This window comes from Maribacter hydrothermalis (assembly GCF_001913155.1).
Lineage (GTDB): Bacteria > Bacteroidota > Bacteroidia > Flavobacteriales > Flavobacteriaceae > Maribacter > Maribacter hydrothermalis.
The window spans coordinates 1,075,945-1,098,230 of the sequence record NZ_CP018760.1 but is presented as its reverse complement, the minus strand read 5'-3'; the positions used below and the strand labels follow the sequence as shown (position 1 = coordinate 1,098,230).

The following is a 22,286-nucleotide window of genomic DNA, read 5'->3' as shown; positions in this document are numbered from 1 at the left end:
ATAGATTAAAGATCTGGCGACAAGCTGGAAAAGGGCGTATGGGGAATGCCTAGGCTCTCAGAGGCGAGGAAGGACGTGATAAGCTGCGAAAAGCTACGGGGATCGGCACACACGATATGATCCGTAGATATCCGAATGGGGCAACCCACTATATTGAAGATATAGTATCCGCAAGGAGGCAAACCCGGGGAACTGAAACATCTAAGTACCCGGAGGAGGAGAAAACAAAAGTGATTCCGATAGTAGCGGCGAGCGAAATCGGATTAGTCCAAACCGTTGTTGTTTCGGCAACAGCGGGGTTGTAGGACCACGACATTCGATGTGCAATGAACTAGAACGCTTTGGAAATAGCGACCATAGAGGGTGATAGTCCCGTATAGGCAAAGAGCATTAAGATAGTGGTATCCTGAGTAGTGCGGGGCACGTGAAACCCTGTATGAATCCGGCGGGACCATCCGCCAAGACTAAATACTCCTGAGAGACCGATAGTGAACCAGTACCGTGAGGGAAAGGTGAAAAGAACCGTGAATAACGGAGTGAAATAGATCCTGAAACCATACGCTTACAAGCGGTCGGAGCCCATATGGGTGACGGCGTGCCTTTTGCATAATGAGCCTACGAGTTACTTTTACTGGCAAGGTTAAGTTCTTCAGGAACGGAGCCGTAGCGAAAGCGAGTCTTAATAGGGCGCCATAGTCAGTAGTAGTAGACGCGAAACCGTGCGATCTACCCATGGGCAGGTTGAAGCTGTGGTAACACATAGTGGAGGACCGAACCCGTTGACGTTGAAAAGTCTTGGGATGACCTGTGGGTAGGGGTGAAAGGCCAATCAAGCTCGGAAATAGCTCGTACTCCCCGAAATGCATTTAGGTGCAGCGTGTAGATAGTTTTATAGAGGTAGAGCTACTGATTGGATGCGGGGGCTTCACCGCCTACCAATTCCTGACAAACTCCGAATGCTATAAAATGTTTCTGCGCAGTGAGGGCATGGGTGCTAAGGTCCATGTCCGAGAGGGAAAGAACCCAGATCACCGGCTAAGGTCCCAAAGTATATACTAAGTTGATATAACGCGGTGGAACTGCATTGACAGCCAGGATGTTGGCTTGGAAGCAGCCATTCATTTAAAGAGTGCGTAACAGCTCACTGGTCGAGCGGTTCCGCATGGATAATAATCGGGCATAAGTATATCACCGAAGCCGTGACTTCATATTTATATGAGGGGTAGGGGAGCATTGTAACTGCGTCGAAGGCGTACCTGCGAGGGATGCTGGAGCGGTTACAAACGAAAATGTAGGCATAAGTAACGATAATGCGGGCGAGAAACCCGCACGCCGAAAGACCAAGGTTTCCCCAGCTATGCTAATCAGCTGGGGGTCAGTCGGGACCTAACGCGAACCCGAAGGGGATAGTGGATGGACAACAGATTAATATTTCTGTACCTGCTCACGCTAAAAGTGACGGAGGCGAGAAGTTGGTGCGTACAGACGGAATTGTACGTTGAAGGGAGCGGTAACGCCCCGATAGTACACCGAGACTACGGTCAAGGTGATAATCCAGCATATCGACTTCCAAGAAAAGCGAGTGAAGCAGCCCGTACCGTAAACCGACACAGGTGGTTGGGATGAGTATTCTAAGGCGCTCGAGAGATTCATGGCTAAGGAACTAGGCAAAATAGACCCGTAACTTCGGGAGAAGGGTCGCCCCCTTATGGGGGGCCGCAGTGAAGAGGTCCAGGCGACTGTTTATCAAAAACACAGGGCTCTGCAAAATCGAAAGATGAAGTATAGGGCCTGACACCTGCCCGGTGCTGGAAGGTTAAGAGGAGATGTCATTCCTTCGGGGAGAAGCATTGAATTGAAGCCCCAGTAAACGGCGGCCGTAACTATAACGGTCCTAAGGTAGCGAAATTCCTTGTCGGGTAAGTTCCGACCTGCACGAATGGTGCAACGATCTGGACACTGTCTCGGCCATGAGCTCGGTGAAATTGTAGTATCGGTGAAGATGCCGGTTACCCGCAGTGGGACGAAAAGACCCCGTGCACCTTTACTATAGCTTCGTATTGACCTTGGTCAAGCAATGTGTAGGATAGCTGGGAGACTTTGAAGCTGCATCGCCAGGTGTGGTGGAGTCATTGTTGAAATACCAGCCTTTGCTTGTCCGGGGCCTAACCCTCCAAGAGGGAACAGTGCGTGGTGGGTAGTTTGACTGGGGTGGTCGCCTCCAAAAGAGTAACGGAGGCTTCTAAAGGTGCCCTCAATACGGTTGGCAATCGTGTGTAGAGTGCAATGGCACAAGGGCGCTTGACTGAGAGACATACAGGTCGATCAGGTTGGAAACAAGAGCATAGTGATCCGGTGGTTCCGCATGGAAGGGCCATCGCTCAAAGGATAAAAGGTACGCCGGGGATAACAGGCTGATCTCCCCCAAGAGCTCATATCGACGGGGGGGTTTGGCACCTCGATGTCGGCTCGTCACATCCTGGGGCTGGAGAAGGTCCCAAGGGTTGGGCTGTTCGCCCATTAAAGTGGCACGCGAGCTGGGTTCAGAACGTCGTGAGACAGTTCGGTCTCTATCTACTGCGGGCGTTAGAAATTTGAGTGGATCTGACTCTAGTACGAGAGGACCGAGTCGGACTGACCGCTGGTGCACCAGTTGTTCCGCCAGGAGCATCGCTGGGTAGCTATGTCGGGATCGGATAAGCGCTGAAAGCATATAAGCGCGAAACCGGCCACAAGATGAAATTTCTTTAAAGGGCCGTGGGAGATGACCACGTTGATAGGCTATAGGTGGAAGGGCAGTAATGTCCGTAGCCGAGTAGTACTAATTGCCCGTCAGGCTTGCGCGAACGCTTGCCTCCTTCTTCGGAAGGAGGCGGCAACGATCTTTACTTCTTTCTTTTTATACCGAAACATACTTTTTAATATAAGTGCTTCTTTCCTTTATAGGAATCCTGTTCCATTCATGTCAACGATATTGCGGCGAAGGCCGCGGTCGGATATATCCGATCCAAAACTTAGGTGGCCATGGCGACGGGGCCCACCCCTTACCATTCCGAACAGGGAAGTTAAGACCGTTTGCGCCGATGGTACTGCTATACCAAGTGGGAGAGTAGGTAGCCGCCTTTTTCAAAGTCCTTTACAGCAATGTAAAGGACTTTTTTTTATGCCAATTTTTTGTGGATGCCCTTATCACTACTACTACTACTACTACTAGCTTATAAGTAAGGTTAGTTGTGCTCTTGATATTCATACAGTTTTGTGTACTGCAGGGTGATTGTATATTTTAATAAATATCTTGGTGGTTATACTTTTTATTTGGATTTAAGCGCAGAGTTTTCGAACACAAACAATTTGGTCTTAATTGATAAATTGAGTGATGGAGCGAAAAAATATGAGAATTTATTTAATTGACTAACTAATGTTAAGTAATAAAGAACTCATAAATTTAATGACTTTTCTTTATAAATACAAAAGCCCCAGCTAACTGAATAGTTGGGGCTTTAAAATAGTTTTAAAATTAGAGCTATACTCTGGGTAAATCTCCATCACCTTTTAAAGGAAGAGCTGATTCGCCCATTAAGAACTTATCTACATGATGGGCAGCTTGTCTACCTTCTGAAATGGCCCATACAATAAGAGACTGGCCTCTTCTTTGGTCGCCAGCTGCAAAAACACCTGCAACATTAGTTTTGTAATTGTTCTCAGATGCTTTAATGTTTGTTCTAGCATCCATTTCTAATCCTAGCTGATTTGCGACAGTATTTTCAGAACCAGTAAATCCTAATGCCAATAATGCAAGTTCGCATTTCCATTCTTTTTCAGTACCTGGTACTTCTTTAAGTTGTGGTCGTTGTCCAGGAGTATTTATCCATTCTACTTCTGAAGTAATTAATCCTTTTAAATTACCATCTGAATCCCCTATAAATTTCTTTGTAGATATACTAAAGAAGCGTTCAGCACCTTCTTTATGTGAAGAACTGGTTCTTAGTCTCATAGGCCAAAATGGCCAAGGTTGACCTTCAGGTCTTTCTGTGGTAGCCTTTGGCATAATTTCAAAATTTGAAACAGAAGTAGCTCCATGACGAAAAGAAGTTCCAATACAATCGGAGCCAGTATCGCCACCTCCAATAACTACTACATCTTTACCTGTAGCTTTAATTTCTTCGCCTAAATCTTTAATACCGTCTACACGTCTATTATTTTGACATAGAAAATCCATTGCCTGAACTACACCCTTTAAATCCGAACCTTCAATTGGTAAATTCCTTCTAATAGTTGCACCACCAGTTAACACGATAGCATCATATTCTTCTTTAAGCGTATCTGCCTTAATATCTACACCTATATGAACACCACAAGAAAATGTTATGCCTTCTTCTTTAAGAACATCTAAGCGTCTGTCAATAACGTTTTTCTCCATTTTAAAATCTGGAATACCATAGCGTAATAACCCACCAGGTTTTTCATCACGTTCAAATACGGTAACTTTATGACCAGCTCTGTTTAATTGTTGGGCAGTGGCTAGACCAGCAGGACCTGAGCCTACTACTGCAACTTTCTTACCTGTTTTATTTAAAGGTGGTTTTGCAGTAATCCATCCTTTCTTGAAAGCAGTTTCAACAATATTTTTTTCAATATTTTCAATACTTACAGGGTCTTCATTTATACCAAGGACACAAGCTTCTTCACATGGTGCAGGACATAATCTTCCAGTAAATTCTGGAAAGTTGTTTGTTGAATGTAAAATTTCACTCGCTTTTTCCCATTTGCCTCGATAAACGGCATCATTAAAATCAGGTATTAAATTACCTAATGGGCATCCACTGTGGCAAAAGGGTATACCACAATCCATGCACCGAGCACCTTGCTCCTTCATTTCCTTTTCAGGTAATGGTATCGTAAATTCTTTATAATCTTTTAAACGTTGCTCAACCGGTTCGTATGCTTCAATTTTTCTATCGAATTCCAAAAATCCTGTTATCTTTCCCATATTCCGATTTTAAATAGTTTGTAAATTTTCTTCTTCTAACCTAATTAAGGCCAGTCTGTATTCTTCAGGTAAAACCTTAACGAATTTTGGTAAATAGGATTCCCAATTTTCTAATATTCGTTGCGCTAAGGGACTTGATGTTGAGCTATAGTGACTTTCAATTAGATCTTTCAATTGCTTAATATCATTAGTTTCTGTTACATCTAATAAATTAAGTCCTTCTAAACTGCATCGTTTTTTAAACGTTTTATTATTATCTAAAACAAAAGCGATTCCACCACTCATACCAGCTCCAAAATTTCTTCCTACTTCACCAAGGATAACTGCAACTCCACCAGTCATATATTCACAACCATGATCACCGATACCCTCTACTACTGCTTTGGCTCCTGAATTACGAACACAGAAACGTTCACCAGCTTTTCCGTTAATATAGGCTCTGCCCGCGGTTGCGCCATATAATGTAACGTTACCTGTTATTACGTTATCTTCTGGTACAATAGTAGATTTTTCTGGTACTTTAATAACTAGTTTGGCACCTGAAAGTCCTTTTCCTAAATAATCATTAGTATTTCCATTGACTACCATGGTAAGGCCTCTAGTAGCAAAAGCTCCAAAACTTTGACCTGCCGATCCTGTAAAATTAAGTCTAAGGGTATTTATAGGTAGACCTTCTGCTCCGTAGGTTTTAGAAATTTCATTACTAATAATTGCACCAACGGCACGATCGGTATTACAAATAGGGTAATCTAACGTTAATTTTTCTTTTCTAAATAACGAAGGATTGGCTTTTGCAATAATATCAAATTCGATTGATTTAAAAATATCATGCTTCTGCTTTTCAGTATTATAGAATTTTGTTCCAATAGGAACATCTACCTGATGTAGAATAGGAGTTAAATCTATACCAGCAGATTTATAATGATCAATTGCTTTTTTACGATCTAATTTTTGAACCTGTCCTACCATTTCATTAATGGTTCTAAAACCTAACTGAGCCATTATTTCACGTAATTCTTGAGCTACAAAATACATGTAGTTTACCACGTGTTCTGGTTTTCCTTTGAATTTTTTTCTTAGCTCAGGATTCTGAGTTGCGATTCCTACAGGGCAAGTGTTCAAATGACAAACGCGCATCATAATACAACCAGAGGCTACTAACGGAGCAGTAGCGAAACCAAATTCTTCAGCTCCTAATAAACATGCTACGGCAACATCTCTACCGGTTTTTAGTTGACCATCACATTCTAGTACAATTCTGTTTCTTAAATCGTTAAGTACTAATGTTTGTTGTGCTTCGGCAATACCTAATTCCCATGGTAGACCAGCATGTTTTAAGGAAGTTAATGGTGATGCACCAGTACCGCCATCGAAACCTGAAACCAAAATAACATCTGCTTTAGCTTTAGCAACTCCTGCTGCTACTGTACCAACACCAACTTCTGAAACTAGTTTTACATTAATTCTAGCCTTTCTATTTGCTGATTTTAAATCGTAAATAAGCTGCGATAAATCTTCTATAGAATATATGTCGTGATGGGGTGGTGGAGAAATCAATCCTACATAAGGAGTAGAATTACGCGTTTTCGCAATTTCAGGATTTACTTTTGGACCAGGTAATTGACCACCTTCTCCTGGTTTGGCACCTTGCGCCATTTTTATTTGAATTTCTTTAGCGTTTGTCAGGTAATTGGAGGTAACTCCAAATCTTCCAGAGGCTACTTGTTTTATAGCACTATTTCTCCAATCTCCGGTAGAATTTTTATAGAATCTGTTTTCATCCTCCCCGCCTTCACCAGAATTACTTTTGCCACCTATACGATTCATGGCTATGGCTAAATTTTCATGGGCTTCTTTACTTATAGAACCATATGACATTGCACCAGTTTTAAATCTTTTCACAATTTCTGTCCATGGTTCAACCTCTTCTAATGGAATTGGATCGTAATTAGAAAATTCAAACAATCCTCTAATGGTCATTAAATTTTGAGACTGTTCATTTACCATTTTTGAATACTCTTTATAAGTATCTGGTTCATTATTACGAACAGATTTTTGCAATTTAGCTATAGATAAGGGATTAAACATATGTTTTTCTCCATCTCTCCTCCATCTATATTCACCACCAATTTCTAATTCTAAATTTGCGGCAATTTGTTTTTTACTGAACGTTTTATGATGACGTAGTGCAATTTCCTTTTCTATTTGATACAGTCCAATACCTTGAATACGCGTTGGGGTATTTGGAAAATATTTTTCTACCACTTTGGTATTTATACCAATGCATTCAAAAAGCTGTGATCCTCGGTAAGAATTAAGGGTAGAAATACCAATTTTATTCATCACTTTTAGAATGCCTTTACCAACAGCTTTATTATAATTTTTTATAGCCTCATCAAAAGTGAATTCTGTAATATCATGTTCTTCAATTTGCTCTGCAATAATTTCATTTACTAAATAAGGGTTTATTGCACTTGCGCCAAAACCGAAAAGAAGGGCAAAATGATGAACCTCTCTAGGTTCGGCTGATTCAATAATAACACTAAGTTTAGAACGCTTTCCAAGTTTTTGAAGCCCGCTATTTACGAAAGAACATGCTAACAATGCCGGTATAGGGGCCATTTCCTCATTTACACTTCTATCGGAAAGAATTATAATATTAGCACCATCATCTACAGCTTTAGAAGCTTGATTTAGTACAGACTGTAATGCATCTTCTAGACCATTGTGACCTTGTTTTATTGAATATAGTATAGAAATTGAAACTACCTTATAATCTGGACTTACGTCATAGTTTTTAATCTTATCTAAATCTTCTTTAGAGATTACTGGATTTTGAATTTTTAGTTTTCTACAGTGTAATTCTGAAAATTCAAAAATATTATGGTCACTACCCAGTGTTAAGCTAATATCTGTAATTAATTCTTCACGGATACCATCCAAAGGCGGGTTTGTAACTTGTGCAAACAATTGCTTAAAGTAATTGTATATTAATTGAGGTCTTTGTGATAGAACTGCAATTGGCGTATCTGATCCCATTGAGCCTATAGGTTCTTTTCCCGATTTGGCCATGGGAAGAACAATAGTATCTATATCTTCTAAGGTATAGCCAAATAAAGATTTTCTTTTTTCTAAACTTTCTTCACCTAAGAACAAGGGACGATCATTATATGGAATATCTTTTAAATGAACTAGGTTGTCGTTTAACCATTTTTTATACGGATATTTTTGGGCAATATTTTCTTTAATTTCTTCATCATTAACAATTCTACCCTCTTCCATGTTTACCAAGAACATCTTTCCTGGTTGTAATCTTCCATGAAATTCTATATTTTCTGGAGTAATATCAACTACACCCGTTTCGGAAGACATTACTACGTAATCATCTTTTGTAACCGTGTATCTAGAAGGTCTAAGTCCGTTTCTATCTAGAACAGCACCAATAAAATTTCCGTCTGTAAAAGGAATTGAGGCTGGGCCATCCCATGGCTCCATCATACAGGAATGGTATTCGTAGAAGGCTTTTTTAGCCTCAGACATTTCAGTATTTTTTTCCCAGGCTTCAGGAACAAGAATCATCATTACTTCTGGTAAAGATCTTCCTGTCATTAACAACAACTCAACCACCATATCCATAGTGGCAGAATCAGATTTCCCTGGTAGTATTATTGGTAATATGTTTTTAATTTCATCACCGAACATTTCATTTTCTAATAATTCTTCTCTCGAAAACATACGGGTCACATTTCCTCTTAAGGTGTTTATTTCACCATTATGGCACATATATCTAAAGGGTTGTGCCAAATCCCAAGTTGGGAATGTATTCGTTGAAAAACGTTGGTGTACCAAGGCTAGCCTAGTAACAACTCTAGAGTCCATTAAATCTGAATAATAAAGACTAATGTCTAATGGCATTAATAGCCCTTTAAAAATTATTATTTTAGTAGAAAGGCTAGGAACGTAGAAGAACTTACTCTCAGACAATTTAGAATTAATTATCGTATGTTCTGTAACTTTCCTAGCAATGTAAAGTTTAAGGTTAAAGTCAAAATACTTTTGCTCGGAATTTTCTTTAGCTACAAAGATTTGCTTAACAAATGGTTCTGTTTCAGCTGCAATTCTACCTGGTATAGATCTATTAACTGGCACATCTCGCCATCCTAATAATTTTAGTCCTTGTTTTTTTATATTCTCTTCAAATACTGAAATACAAAAATTTCGTTGGTTTTCTTTTCTAGGAAAAAATATGTTTCCAACAGCATATTCACCTATTTTGGGTAATTCAAAATTACAAACTGCCTGAAAAAAATCGTGCGGTATATCTATTAATATGCCGGCCCCATCACCGGTTTTACCATCAGCACTAACTGCGCCTCTATGTTCTAAGCGCTCAAGTATTTCGAGTGCTTTATGAATAATGTCGTTAGATTTTTTTCCTTTAAGACTGCATATAAATCCAGCCCCACAGTTATCATGTTCAAATTCCGGTAGGTATAATCCTTGCTTCTTCAGTGTCATTTTGTGGTATTTGCTCAAAAATATCAAATTACTTGAATTATATTCAATGATTTTGATTAAATCAATTAAAATATTCAACGATTTAAATAAAAGTATAAAAAATCACTAATCTAATATTTTTGACTGGTCCAATTTATCAGAATGATAAATTTAGGTTAATACCAGTGAATTTGATTAGTTAAATAGGGGGTAAATTTCGAATTATGGTGCTTTATAACAATTAAAGCTGACTTTATGAAGGGGGTAACAAAAATATATGCAATTTACTATAAACCACCCCTATTTATAGTGGGGTGGTTTTGTGTTTCAATAGATTTAGCGTAGAATATTTCTTGAAATTACAATTTTCTGTATTTCTGAAGTGCCTTCGTAAATCTGTGTTATTTTAGCGTCTCGCATAAGTCTTTCTACATGGTAATCTTTTACGAAACCATTTCCACCGTGTATTTGTACTGCCTCAACTGTAGTTTCCATTGCAACCTTAGAGGCATATAATTTAGCCATAGCTCCAGATAGGTCATAATCTCTTCCATTATCCTTATCTAAAGCTGTTTGGTAAACAAGTAAACGGGCTGCTTGTATTTCTGTATGCATATCTGCTAACTTGAAGGCGATAGCTTGGTGGTTGCTAATTTCAGTCCCAAAAGCTTTTCTCTCTTTGGAGTATTTTAAGGCTAATTCATATGCTCCGGCTGCTATGCCTAAAGCTTGTGCGGCAATTCCAATTCTTCCACCAGCTAATGTTTTCATTGCAAATTTGAAACCAAAACCGTCCTCGCCGATTCTATTTTCTTTAGGAACTCTAACATCATTAAACATTAAGGAATGGGTGTCGCTACCGCGAATTCCGAGTTTATTTTCCTTTGGTCCTATTTCGAATCCTTCAGTGCCTTTTTCAACTATTAAGGCATTTATACCTCTGTGTTTTTTGTCTTTATCAGTTTGGGCAATAACTATATATACTCCTGCTGTGCTACCGTTAGTAATCCAATTTTTGGTTCCATTAATAATATAATGGTCGCCCATATCCACTGCAGTCGTTTTTTGAGAGGTGGCGTCACTGCCAGCTTCGGGTTCTGATAAGCAGAAAGCGCCGATCATTTCACCTGTTGATAGTTTAGTAAGGTATTTTTCCTTCTGTTGTTCATTTCCAAATTTTTCAATTCCCCAACATACTAAAGAGTTATTTACGGAAACAACCACAGAGGTGGATGCATCAACTTTAGATAGTTCTTCCATAGCAAGAACGTATGATAAGGTGTCTAGCCCACTTCCTCCATATTTAGGGTCGACCATCATACCTAAAAAGCCAAGTTCGCCTAATTTTGTAACCTGTTCTTTTGGAAAGCGCTGTTCGTCATCTCTTTCAATTACTTCTGGTAATAATTCTGTTTGTGCAAAATCACGTGCAGCTTGTTGAATAAGCTTCTGTTCTTCATTCAATGAAAAATCCATCTAATTATGTATAATAAGTTTTCTTTTCAAAGATAAAGATAACAGGGTTAAATATTCAACTTAATGTGTTGGTTTGTGTGATAATCTGGGTTCCTTAATAAGGGATAGGTATATATTTAACATTTTCTTATGCGTTAAAATGATTGGTCTTAAAATCATGATTATTGCATAATACTTTGATTTAAGTATTTGGATGTCAGATAACTTCGGTATTATTGTGAATTCATTAGGAATTTGCATACAATTTTGAATATATTTGGAGGATATATTTTCTTGAATTAAGAAACTATATTTGACACCTTATCAATAGATATTAAAAAAAACCAACGAAAATGGAAACCATCATTATTATTGTTTTTTTGGCAGGATATCTTGCCATTACCTTAGAACACAATCTTAAAATAGATAAACTAATACCAGCATTGGCCATGATGGCTATACTTTGGGCTCTTATAGCTCTTGGGATTGATGGTTATGAAAATTGGTTTGATTCAGCTAAGCAAAGTCTTGTTGAAGGTTTTGCCAATTTTGAGCATTTGGATAGAATGCATCTTATGGAGGAGTCTCTTTTGCATCATTTAGGTAAAACGGCGGAGATTCTCTTTTTCCTTTTAGGAGCAATGACCATTGTTGAAATTATTGACTATTTTGATGGGTTTGCTACCATAAAAGGGTTCATTAAAACAAAAAAGAAAGGTAAGCTTCTTTGGTTGTTTTCAATTCTGGCATTTATTCTATCTGCTATTATTGATAATCTTACTGCTACTATAGTGTTGATCACAATTTTACAGAAAGTTATAAAAGACCGAGAAACAAAGTTGTGGTTTGCCGGTATGATCGTAATTACAGCTAATGCTGGTGGAGCTTGGTCTCCAATTGGTGATGTTACAACGACAATGTTGTGGATTGCGAATAAGGTAAGTGCAGGTCAACTAGTAATTCATGTATTGTTGCCATCATTGATTTGTATGTTAGTTCCTGTTTTAATTGCCGGTAGATTTAAAATATTTAAAGGCTTAATTGATGGAGATTTAGACGATGAAGGTTCAAAATCTAAATATGGAGGAACCATGTTGTACTTAGGTCTTGGGGCAATTTTGTTCGTACCTGTTTTTAAGACCGTAACACATCTTCCACCTTATGTAGGTATGATGCTGTCGTTAGCTGTAGTGGCTACGTTCGCTGAAATTTTTAGTAATAAAAAATTCAATATTTCTAGTGTAGAAGGTGCAGATGATGATAATGCCGGACATCATAGTCCTGTTCACCATTCCCTATCAAAAATAGAATTGCCTAGTATCTTGTTCTTCTTAGGTATATTATTGGCCGTGGCTGCAATGGAGTCATTGGGAATATTATTTAATGCTGCGGGAGCACTTAATGAAGCAATCCCAAATACCGATATCGTAGTAATGTTATTTGGAGTTGGTTCTGCGATTATAGATAATGTGCCATTGGTTGCGGCAAGTATGGGTATGTTCAGTGAGCCAATGGATAGTCCGTTGTGGCATTTTATAGCATATTCTGCTGGTACTGGAGGTAGTATGTTGATTATTGGTTCGGCTGCAGGTGTAGTTGCAATGGGTATGGAGAAAATTGATTTTTTCTGGTATTTGAAAAAAATTGCATGGTTGGCCATGGTAGGTTTTGTGAGTGGCGCTATCGTATTTATATTATTAAGAGATTTTGTTCTTAACGTATAATTTAATTCACAAATCATCGTTATAAAGGCAAATTCAATACGCAAAGAACATTATGTTATTATTCCAGGATTTGGCTCAAAATACGAGCGATGAAATGTTGTCTGAAGAGAAAACCCTTTCGGTTATAGATTTAATCTTTAACGGTGGTACGGGTAGTGTTATTATCATTACCGTACTCTTTATTATGTTAGGTGTAGCGTTATATATCTATTTTGAGCGTTTACTTGCAGTAAACGCAGCATCTAAAATAGATAAGAACTTCATGAATCAAATTCGTGATTATGTTACTTCGGGTAAATTAGATGCGGCAAAGATTTTATGTACTCAAACAGATTCGCCAGTTGCCAGGTTAACGGAAAAAGGTATTTCTCGTATAGGAAAACCCTTGGATGATATCAATACTGCCATAGAAAACGCTGGTACATTAGAGGTGTATAAATTAGAGAAAAACGTTAGTGTATTGGCTACCGTTGCTGGTGCTGCCCCTATGATCGGATTTTTGGGAACAGTTATTGGTATGATACTTGCATTTCATGAAATGGCCAGTAGTGGTGGTCAAGCAGAAATGGGTTCCTTGGCTTCTGGTATATATACGGCCATGACTACGACTGTGGCCGGACTTATTGTGGGTATTATTGCTTATGTAGGTTACAATCATTTGGTTAACCGTACGGATAAGGTGGTTCACAAGATGGAGGCTAATGCAGTTGAGTTTTTAGATTTATTAAACGAACCTCTTTAATTCTCAACTATGAAGTTAAAAGGAAGAAATAAAGTCAGTCCAGACTTTAGCATGTCTTCAATGACGGATATTGTATTTTTGTTGTTGATATTTTTCATGCTAACGGCTAATTCACCAAATGCTTTAGATTTGTTATTGCCTAAGGCAAAAGGAAAATCGACCAATACTCAAAACGTATCTGTTAGTATTGATAAGAATTTACAGTACTTTGTAAATGATCAAAGAATTAACGGAGAGTATATTGAGATAGAATTGAAAAAAGCTTTGTCAGGTCAAGATAATCCTACGATTATACTTAGAGCCGAAGAAAGCGTTGCGATAAAGGAAGCGGTAAACGTTATGGATATCGCTAATAAAAATAATTATAAGGTTATTTTGGCTGTACGACCCAATTAAATGGCATTCTTAGATACAGAACATAAGAAAAAATCATTGACACTTACAACGTTGTTACTAAGTGCGCTGCTGCTTATTTTATTTTACATAGGTTTAACGTATATGGATCCTCCAGAAGAAAACGGTATATCTGTTAATTTTGGAACAATGGAATTTGGCAGCGGTAAAATTCAGCCGAAAGAAAAGATACAATCAGAGCCATTAGATTCTCCGCCAGTTGAACCTACGAAACAAGAAGTTTCAGAGGTAGTTGAAGAGTTGGAAGAAGTGGAAGAAGCCGCCGTAGAAAAAGAGGCTCCGGCAGAAAAGCTGTTGACCCAAGAGAATGAAGAAGCAGTAAAAATAAAACAAGCCAAAGAGGCTAAGAAAAAGGCAGAAAGTGAGGCTGCTGAAGTTAAAAGAAAAGCAGAAGTAGCAGAGAATAAGAAAAAAGCAGAAGCGGCTAAAATTGCTCAGCAGAAAAAAGACGCTGAAAATAAGGCACGTCAAGAACAAGAAGCGAAAAAGAAGGCTTTAGATGAATTAATGGGAGGACTTAATAAGTCTGACGGTACCGCTACTGGTAGTGAGGGCGATGATAATATAGCTGGTGATAAAGGCAGACCAGATGGTGATCCTTATGCAACAAGTTATTATGGCAGTCCAGGCTCTGGAAGTGGCACAGGAGGTTATGGGCTTAATGGAAGGTCTTTAGTTAATAAAGGTAAAGTTCAACAAGAATGTAATGAATCTGGCGTAGTAGTTGTTAGAATTGTGGTTGATAGAAACGGAAAGGTAATAAGTGCGGAGCCAGGAGTGAGGGGTACTACAAATAATAGTACTTGTTTATTAGAGCCAGCCAAGAAAACTGCGTTTATGCATAAATGGAATTTAGATAGTAAGGCTCCAAGTCAACAGGTTGGATTTGTAGTAGTAAATTTCAAATTAGGAGAGTGACCTATAAAGAAACCTTAGATTGGATGTTCATGCAACTTCCAATGTATCAGCATAAAGGTAAGGTTGCTTTTAATGCTAAAATGGATGGTATTAATTCACTAGTTATCCATTTAAATAATCCACATAAAGAATTTAAAAGTATACACGTTGCAGGAACCAATGGTAAAGGTTCTAGTAGTCATATGTTAGCCTCCGTTTTGCAAGAAGCAGGGTTTAAAGTAGGTTTATATACTTCTCCACACTTAAAGGATTTCAGGGAGCGAATTAGGATTAATGGCAAAAAAGTTGAAAAAAAATATGTTGTTGATTTTGTAAAAGAAAATCAAGATTTTTTTGAAATGAAGAAATTGTCGTTTTTTGAAATGACAGTTGGTTTAGCTTTTGATTATTTTGCTTTTAAAAATGTCGATATTGCCATTATAGAAGTAGGATTGGGAGGAAGGCTTGATTCTACAAATATTATAACACCTGAGGTAAGTTTAATAACGAATATAGGTTTTGACCATACCGATATGTTAGGGGATACCCTTAAAAAGATAGCTTATGAAAAAGCTGGTATTGTAAAGCCAAATGTTCCTGTAGTTATTAGTGAGTTTAATAGTGAGACAGCTTCTGTTTTTCGGGAAAAGGCTGCGGCTATGAATGCTAAGATAGTTTTTGCGGAAGAAAAGGAATTCCCAATATATAAAATTGGACTACTGGGCGTTTATCAAAAGAAAAATATCAAGGGAGTTTTAGCTACTTTGAAAGAGTTGGTTGGTTTTAAAATAGGTGAACAACACATTGTAAAAGGATTAGAAAATGTGATTCAAAATACTGGTTTAATGGGGCGATGGCAACAAATAGGAAAAAGCCCTAAGATAATTTGTGATACTGCACATAATAAAGAAGGACTTGAAATTGTATTAAACCAATTACTAGAAGAAGAATATAATCATTTACATATGGTAATTGGTTTTGTAAAGGATAAAGATATCAGTGCAATTTTACCATTATTTCCAAAAAATGCCACCTATTATTTTTGTAAGCCTAAAATTTTTCGAGGTTTAGACGAAAATGTCTTATTGAAACAGTGTCTCCCTTTTAAATTAGAAGGAAATTCATATAAGTCTGTTAATAAGGCCTTTAAATCGGCGAAAAAACAAGCTTCTAAAGATGATTTTATTTATGTTGGAGGTAGTAATTTTGTCGTAGCAGAAGTTCTTTAAATTTTTATTGATTTTTCTTTTGTGGATTGTAAAAGTATTATATATTTGCACACCTTTTGGGGCTCTTAGCTCAGTTGGTTCAGAGCACCTGCCTTACAAGCAGGGGGTCACTGGTTCGAATCCAGTAGGGCCCACAGGTTAAAAGGCTTTCATGAAAATGGAAGCTTTTTTTTAGTTTTAAAGGTTTTTTATCAAGACTCTGAATTAACCATTTTACTTTTCTCCAAAAAATATAGATTAATTAATTTTGGTTAAACCTTGATCATTAATTTTTAATAAGGGAAAACTAATATCAATTTTTGAAGTTTACTACTACATTTGTTTTAAGTTTTCTTTTATAAAGATGTAAATATAAGTTGGTAAATACTATGTGTCATACTTGTTCGGTTTAACATCACTGAGTGCTACTTATCATTTTCCTTTAATTATAATCTGGAATAGAGTTGTTTACTAGTATTTTGCTACTGTTTCATTTTTCTTGTTCATCATTTTGTGAATTATGCATTTAAATCACTAAAATTATTTTTAAATCCTAATATGTTAGGCTATAAATTTCCTAATGAATTTTCTTTTACAGAATAATAACATATATTTGGTAAACCAATTTGGTAAACCAATAGTAGAATTAATGTTGTAAATTGCTTATCAAGAATTTATGGATTATAAAAAAAGATGCAATTTCTAAGAAAAGTAAAGGTTTTACCATTTTTAGTTCAATAGGTTTGGGGTAATTTATGAACATGTAAATTTTACAATAGGTTCATATCAAAAACCTTTATCAATACTCTTATGTTATCTAACAAAGTTTTAAATATATTTTTCTATTCTTTCTTTTCTGAAAAGTAGAATAGACCTGCTTAAAAAAAAGTAACATTATATGTTAGCTATCAATATTCAGAATAGTAGTTTTTATTTTAATAGAATTAATTAAAAAATAACATGACCGAGCTAGTAAAAAAATCAATTTGGAAGAAAATATTGGCACTAGTTTTGGCATTTGGACCGGGTATTTTTGCTATTGGCTATACAATTGGTACAGGTAGTGTAACTTCAATGATTGTTGCGGGTAGCACGTATGGAATGCAACTTTTGTGGGTTTTATTATTAAGCTGTGTTTTTTCAGGGTTGCTGATGTTTGCATATGGAAATTTTGCTTTGGTCACAGGAGAAACTGCACTTTATGCCTTTAAAAAACACCTAAAATGGGGGAAATTAATTGCCATTCTAATTATACTTGGAATTTCTTTTGGTCAATGGAATTCACTAATGGGTATTTTAGGAATTTCAGCAAATATCATTTTTGAAATTTTTCTAATCTATTTTCCTAATCTTGTGGGTTATCAATATGAATCTGTGCTGGCAATCGCGATAATTGTAATCATTGTTTTCTATATGTTATTGATGGTAGGTAAGTATGCATTCTTTGAAAAGATTTTGGTCATATTTGTTACCATAATGGGCCTTTCATTTATAATTTCGCTTTTTATGGTGTATCCATTGCCAATAGAAGTAATGCAAGGTTTGGTGCCATCAATCCCTAAAGTAGAAGGAGGTCAAATGATGGTTGCGGCATTTGTTGGTACTACTATGGCCGCTGCCACATTTTTGTCAAGACCACTTTTTGTAAAAGGAAAAGGCTGGACAAAAAAGAACCTAGGGCAGCAAAAGAAAGATGCAATCATTGCGGCTTGTTTAGTATTTTTAATTAGTGCTTCGGTAATGGCCGTGGCTAGTGGCGCATTGTTTCACCAAGGACAACCGGTTACTAAAGTTTTAGATATGGTAAACACTCTAGAGCCTGTAGCTGGAAAATTTGCATTGACACTTTTCTTTTTTGGTACATTGAGTGCTGGGTTATCTTCAATTTTCCCATGTTTACTTATTGCACCTATTTTATTGGCTGATTATCAATCTGGAGAATTAGATACAAACTCAAAGCAATTTAAAATCATTACAGCAATTGCTTGTTTATTTGCTTTAATTGTTCCTGTATTTGGGGCTAATCCTATAGAAATGCAAATTGTGTCGCAGGTGTTAAATGTATTTGTTCTTCCCCTAGTAATATTTGGGATAATGCTTTTAGTAAATAATAAAGTTTTAATGCATAAGTATAAGGCTGGTATTTGGCTGAATATTGGTTTAACAGCAGCTCTTTTCTTTTCTTGTGTTATTTCTTATAATGGTATAATCGCTTTGTTAGATTATTTCTAGACCTAATTACAATTTGTAAAACATGGCTTTTTAATGCTAATGACAGCTAGTTTTTTAGCTTAAACCTTTTTGTTGAAGCATAATTATAAGTAATAAATGGATAAGGAATTAAGGTTTTTTTTGCTGAAAAAAATGGATTATTTAATTTATGAATGTGTACATTTTAAAATACTATAAATAGTATCTTTGTTGGTCTAATTTACTTTTAAGGGGTATTAGCTCAGTTGGTTTAGAGCGCTGCCTTGACAGGGCAGAGGTCACCGGTTCGAATCCAGTATATCCCACAGAATTGAATAATACTTTATTTGAACTTTTGGAAGTCATGTTCACAAGTACTTTTTATTATAATTAGTTACCTTCATTCTACAATCTATACTTGTTTCAATCGTTTCATATCAAAGACTTATGATATTGAACAAACAAGTAAGTTCATGAGATTATGCTAAATAAGATAATTAGATACTTAATTCATAATAAACTAATAGCATTTGTGTTGTTGTTGGTTTTCTTGATGTGGGGTTTAATTAGTACTCCTTTTGAGTTCGATAATATAGTTTTAGGCTCTAATCCTGTTTCTGTTGATGCCATCCCAAATTTAGGAGACAACCAGCAAATAGTTTTTACCGAATGGGCAGGACAATCTCCACAAGATATAGAAGACCAAATTACCTATCCGCTAACTTCTAATTTATTAGGTCTACCAGGGGTTAAATCGGTAAGAAGTTCATCAATGTTCGGTTTTTCTACTATATATCTCATTTTTGAAGAAGATATAGATTTCTATTGGGGTAGAAGCAGAATTTTAGAAAAGTTGAGTAGTTTACCTTCTGGTTTGTTACCTGAAAATGTTAACCCAAAATTAGGGCCAGATGCTACGGCACTTGGTCAATTATTTTGGTATACAATAGAAGGAAGAGATGAAAATGGAAAGGTAACGGGCGGCTGGGACCTTCACGAAATTAGAAAGGTTCAAGACTTTTATATCAAAAATGCCTTATCATCTGCCAAAGATGTGGCAGAAGTTGCATCTATTGGTGGCCATATTCAAGAATATCAAATAGAGGTTAACCCACAACTCATGCAGCAATATCAAATTTCTTTAAAAGAAGTTGTACGTGCGGTAAATGAAACCAATAAGAATGTTGGGTCAAAGACAATTGAAATTAATAATGCGGAATATCTTATAAGGGGGTTAGGACTCATAAAAGAAATAGAGGATATTGAAAACACAGTCGTTGTTTCTAATGATTTTGTCCCTTTAAGAGTGAAAGATATTGCAGTAGTTTCCTTAGGGCCTAAAGAGCGTAGAGGTATTTTAGATAAAGAAGGGGCTGAAGTTGTAGGTGGTGTTGTTGTTAGTAGATATGGTTCTAATCCTCAAAAAGTTATTGAGTCTGTTAAAAAAAGAATTGAAGAAATAGCGAAAGGTCTTCCAACTATACAATTAAAAGATGGGTCAAAATCACAATTAACGATAGTGCCTTTTTATGATAGGACTGAATTAATAAGTAGCACGCTTGGTACCTTAAGCTCGGCCTTATATTTAGAAATACTAATAGCAATTTTAGTGGTTCTGGTTATGCTCCGAAATCTTAAAATATCAATAATAATATCAGGATTATTACCCGTTGCTGTATTAATGGTGTTTATAGCCATGAAACTATTTGGGGTAGATGCAAATATTGTGGCGCTTTCGGGAATAGCAATTGCAATAGGTACAATGGTAGACTTAGGGATAATATTGTCTGAGAATATTGTTCGTAAATTAGAACATAACAAAAATAATGGTTCAATTGATGAATTGGTAATTGAAGGTGTCAGTGAGGTTTCAGGTGCAATAGTAACAGCAGGTTTAACTACCATATTAAGTTTTATACCCGTCTTTGTTCTAACAGGTGAAGAAGGCCGACTTTTTACACCACTTGCATTTACTAAAACCGCTGCGCTCCTTGCGGCAATGTTTTTGTCGTTATTTATTATTCCGCCGTTAATTGCAAAATGGTATAGTTTAACGGATTCCAAATTTAAAATTAAAGGACTTGGCACTTACCTTTTAGGTGTCGCAGGTATATTACTCCTTTTTTGGGGATTTTGGATTGGTTTAATTTTAATAGGTGTAATGATTATAGATCTATTAGAAAGGTATAATATACTGAATAAACAGTATTTCGAAAGCATGAAATTTATTTGGATAATTTCTTCAATATTATTCGTTCTTACTTTTTATTGGAGACCATTAGGCTATGAAAATAATTTTTTGTCTGATTTTGTTTTCGTGCTATTTTCTACAGCTGCAATCTTAGGAATACTCTATGTGTTTTATAAATACTACGAACCTATTCTTTTATGGGCGTTGGCAAATAAAATTAAGTTTTTAAGTATTCCACTGTTTTTCTTGGTTGTTGGTCTTTTTATGTATGTTAATATTGGTAAGGAATTTATGCCAAAATTAAATGAAGGGTCATTTCTATTAATGCCTACATCAACAGCACATACGGGCATTTCAGAAAATAAGAAAATACTACAACAGTTAGATATGGCTGTTGCAGCCATACCTGAAGTAGAAACTGTAGTCGGTAAAGCGGGTCGTGTAAATTCGGCATTAGACCCAGCCCCTTTATCCATGTTCGAAAATGTAATTAATTATAAATCAGAATTTATACTAGGAGAGGACGGAAAGCCGCTTCAATTTAAAATTTCGGATAGCGGTCAATTTTATACTAAAAATGGTGAATTGGTCACTGCAGGTTCTGGAGTGTCTAAATTTGATTTGGTGCCAGATTCCGATGGGGAATATTATAGAAATTGGCGACCTCATATAAAAAATGCAAATGACATTTGGAAAGAGATAGTATCGGTGACTAAAATACCAGGTGTTACCTCTGCTCCACAATTGCAGCCAATTGAGACTAGGTTGGTAATGCTCCAAACTGGTATGCGCTCCCCAATGGGAATAAAGGTCTTTGGGCCAGATTTAAAGACAATAGAATTTTTTGGTTATGCCCTTGAGCAAGAACTTAAAAAAATAGATGTAGTTGATAATGCTTCTGTTTTTTCTGACCGTATAGTTGCAAAACCTTATTTAAATGTCAAATTTGATCGGGATAAAGCGGCAAGGTATGGTTTAACTATTAATGAGTTGCAAGAAGTTTTGGAGTCGGCCATGGGAGGTAAGGTTTTAACACAAACTATAGAAGGAAGAGAACGGTACGATGTGATTATTAGGTACCCTAGAGATTTGAGAGCAGACCCAAATGATTTAGAAGGTATACTTGTTTCTTTAAAAAATGGAGGAACCATACCGCTTTCAGAAGTAGCTAGTGTAGATTTCGAAAAAGGGCCTCAGGTAATAAAAAGTGAAGATGGTTTCTTAACAGGTTATGTGCTTTTTGATAAGAAGGAAGAATATGCAGAAGTAACGGCTGTAGAATTAGTTAAGAAAAGAATTGAAACTCAAATTAAAGAAGGTAATTTAATAGTGCCAAAAGGTGTTAGTTATAAGTTTGCAGGTACTTATGAAAACAATGTTCATGCAGAGAAAACCTTGTCCTTCGTAATTCCTTTAGTGATGATAGCTATTTTATTTATTCTTTATCTGCAATTTAGGTCTATGACTATCTCTTTTATGATATTTTCCGGTGTGGCAGTTGCATTTGCTGGCGGATTTATGATGCTATGGTTATACGGACAAAGTTGGTTTCTTGATTTTAATTTTTTAGGGAATGACCTGCGAGATATTTTTAATGTAAAAACAATTAATATTAGTGTTGCCGTATGGGTAGGTTTTATAGCCTTATTCGGTATAGCAACGGACGATGGTGTGGTAGTGGCCACATATTTAAAACAAAACTTTGAGGACAATAATCCAACTTCTATTAATGAGGTTAGAGCAGCAGTGTTAGATGCTGGTAAAAAAAGGATTAGACCATGCTTAATGACAACGGCAACTACGTTGTTGGCATTACTACCAATTTTAACAGCAAAAGGTCATGGTAAAGATATTCTAATTCCAATGGCAATACCAAGTTTTGGGGGCATGTTGGTCGCTTTGGTAACTTTGTTAATAGTTCCTGTACTTTTTAGTGCTTGGAAAGAGTCAAAATTAAATAAAACGAAATTGCTATAAT

10 protein-coding genes, 2 tRNA genes and 2 rRNA genes are annotated in these 22,286 nt (G+C 36.6%); 11 read left to right on the top strand and 3 right to left on the bottom strand.

The features are described 5' to 3' along the window. Window positions 1-16 precede the first annotated feature (16 nt). Window positions 17-2,846 (top strand): 23S ribosomal RNA (locus BTR34_RS04735). Window positions 2,847-3,014: 168 nt separating this feature from the next. Then, window positions 3,015-3,126: ribosomal RNA gene (rrf, locus tag BTR34_RS04730) — 5S ribosomal RNA — on the top strand. 397 nt (window positions 3,127-3,523) lie between these two features. On the opposite strand, the gene BTR34_RS04725 is transcribed toward rrf, so the two are convergent. The 3 genes from BTR34_RS04725 to BTR34_RS04715 all read right to left on the bottom strand — a co-directional run bounded on the left by BTR34_RS04725 (window position 3,524) and on the right by BTR34_RS04715 (window position 10,963). Further along, on the bottom strand, window positions 3,524-4,990 hold the full coding sequence (locus tag BTR34_RS04725) for a glutamate synthase subunit beta (protein WP_068481897.1): 1,467 nt from the start codon (window positions 4,988-4,990) through the stop codon (window positions 3,524-3,526). Between the two features lie 9 nt (window positions 4,991-4,999). Next, the gene (gene gltB / locus BTR34_RS04720; RefSeq protein ID WP_068481901.1) at window positions 5,000-9,508 is read right to left on the bottom strand and encodes a glutamate synthase large subunit; all 4,509 of its coding nucleotides are present in this window, start codon (window positions 9,506-9,508) and stop codon (window positions 5,000-5,002) included. Between the two features lie 315 nt (window positions 9,509-9,823). Next, window positions 9,824-10,963: an acyl-CoA dehydrogenase family protein gene (locus tag BTR34_RS04715; protein WP_068481907.1), complete on the bottom strand. Its 1,140-nt coding sequence runs from the start codon at window positions 10,961-10,963 to the stop codon at window positions 9,824-9,826. A 332-nt stretch (window positions 10,964-11,295) separates the two neighbouring features. Between BTR34_RS04715 and nhaD the strand changes: the two genes are divergently transcribed. From nhaD to BTR34_RS04670, 9 genes are all read left to right on the top strand, one after another. Beyond that, window positions 11,296-12,666 (top strand): sodium:proton antiporter NhaD, encoded by a 1,371-nt coding sequence (nhaD, locus tag BTR34_RS04710; RefSeq protein WP_068481910.1) that lies wholly within the window; start codon window positions 11,296-11,298, stop codon window positions 12,664-12,666. Between the two features lie 52 nt (window positions 12,667-12,718). After that, window positions 12,719-13,408: a MotA/TolQ/ExbB proton channel family protein gene (locus BTR34_RS04705; protein ID WP_068481913.1), complete on the top strand. Its 690-nt coding sequence runs from the start codon at window positions 12,719-12,721 to the stop codon at window positions 13,406-13,408. 9 nt (window positions 13,409-13,417) lie between these two features. Then, window positions 13,418-13,804 (top strand): ExbD/TolR family protein, encoded by a 387-nt coding sequence (locus tag BTR34_RS04700; protein ID WP_068481916.1) that lies wholly within the window; start codon window positions 13,418-13,420, stop codon window positions 13,802-13,804. Beyond that, on the top strand, window positions 13,805-14,740 hold the full coding sequence (locus BTR34_RS04695) for an energy transducer TonB (RefSeq protein WP_068481919.1): 936 nt from the start codon (window positions 13,805-13,807) through the stop codon (window positions 14,738-14,740). After that, window positions 14,737-15,948, top strand: a complete 1,212-nt coding sequence (locus tag BTR34_RS04690; protein ID WP_068481922.1) for a bifunctional folylpolyglutamate synthase/dihydrofolate synthase — start codon at window positions 14,737-14,739, stop codon at window positions 15,946-15,948. The genes BTR34_RS04695 and BTR34_RS04690 overlap by 4 nt, the downstream gene beginning before the upstream one ends. A 59-nt stretch (window positions 15,949-16,007) precedes the next feature. Beyond that, a tRNA-Val gene (locus tag BTR34_RS04685) sits at window positions 16,008-16,082 on the top strand. Window positions 16,083-16,887: 805 nt separating this feature from the next. Continuing rightward, on the top strand, window positions 16,888-18,159 hold the full coding sequence (locus BTR34_RS04680) for an Nramp family divalent metal transporter (protein ID WP_068481925.1): 1,272 nt from the start codon (window positions 16,888-16,890) through the stop codon (window positions 18,157-18,159). A 209-nt stretch (window positions 18,160-18,368) separates the two neighbouring features. Continuing rightward, window positions 18,369-18,443, top strand: a tRNA-Val gene (locus BTR34_RS04675). 155 nt (window positions 18,444-18,598) lie between these two features. Beyond that, window positions 18,599-22,285, top strand: a complete 3,687-nt coding sequence (locus BTR34_RS04670) for an efflux RND transporter permease subunit (protein WP_068481928.1) — start codon at window positions 18,599-18,601, stop codon at window positions 22,283-22,285. Window position 22,286: the final 1 nt, after the last annotated feature.

Excerpts from the sequence above, each read along its gene's own strand:
- BTR34_RS04725 (WP_068481897.1), bottom strand. The coding sequence starts at position 4,990 with ATGGGAAAGATAACAGGATTTTTGGAATTCGATAGAAAAATTGAAGCA.
- gltB (WP_068481901.1), bottom strand. The coding sequence starts at position 9,508 with ATGACACTGAAGAAGCAAGGATTATACCTACCGGAATTTGAACATGAT.
- BTR34_RS04715 (WP_068481907.1), bottom strand. The coding sequence starts at position 10,963 with ATGGATTTTTCATTGAATGAAGAACAGAAGCTTATTCAACAAGCTGCA.
- nhaD (WP_068481910.1), top strand. The coding sequence starts at position 11,296 with ATGGAAACCATCATTATTATTGTTTTTTTGGCAGGATATCTTGCCATT.
- BTR34_RS04705 (WP_068481913.1), top strand. The coding sequence starts at position 12,719 with ATGTTATTATTCCAGGATTTGGCTCAAAATACGAGCGATGAAATGTTG.
- BTR34_RS04700 (WP_068481916.1), top strand. The coding sequence starts at position 13,418 with ATGAAGTTAAAAGGAAGAAATAAAGTCAGTCCAGACTTTAGCATGTCT.
- BTR34_RS04695 (WP_068481919.1), top strand. The coding sequence starts at position 13,805 with ATGGCATTCTTAGATACAGAACATAAGAAAAAATCATTGACACTTACA.
- BTR34_RS04680 (WP_068481925.1), top strand. The coding sequence starts at position 16,888 with ATGACCGAGCTAGTAAAAAAATCAATTTGGAAGAAAATATTGGCACTA.
- BTR34_RS04670 (WP_068481928.1), top strand. The coding sequence starts at position 18,599 with ATGCTAAATAAGATAATTAGATACTTAATTCATAATAAACTAATAGCA.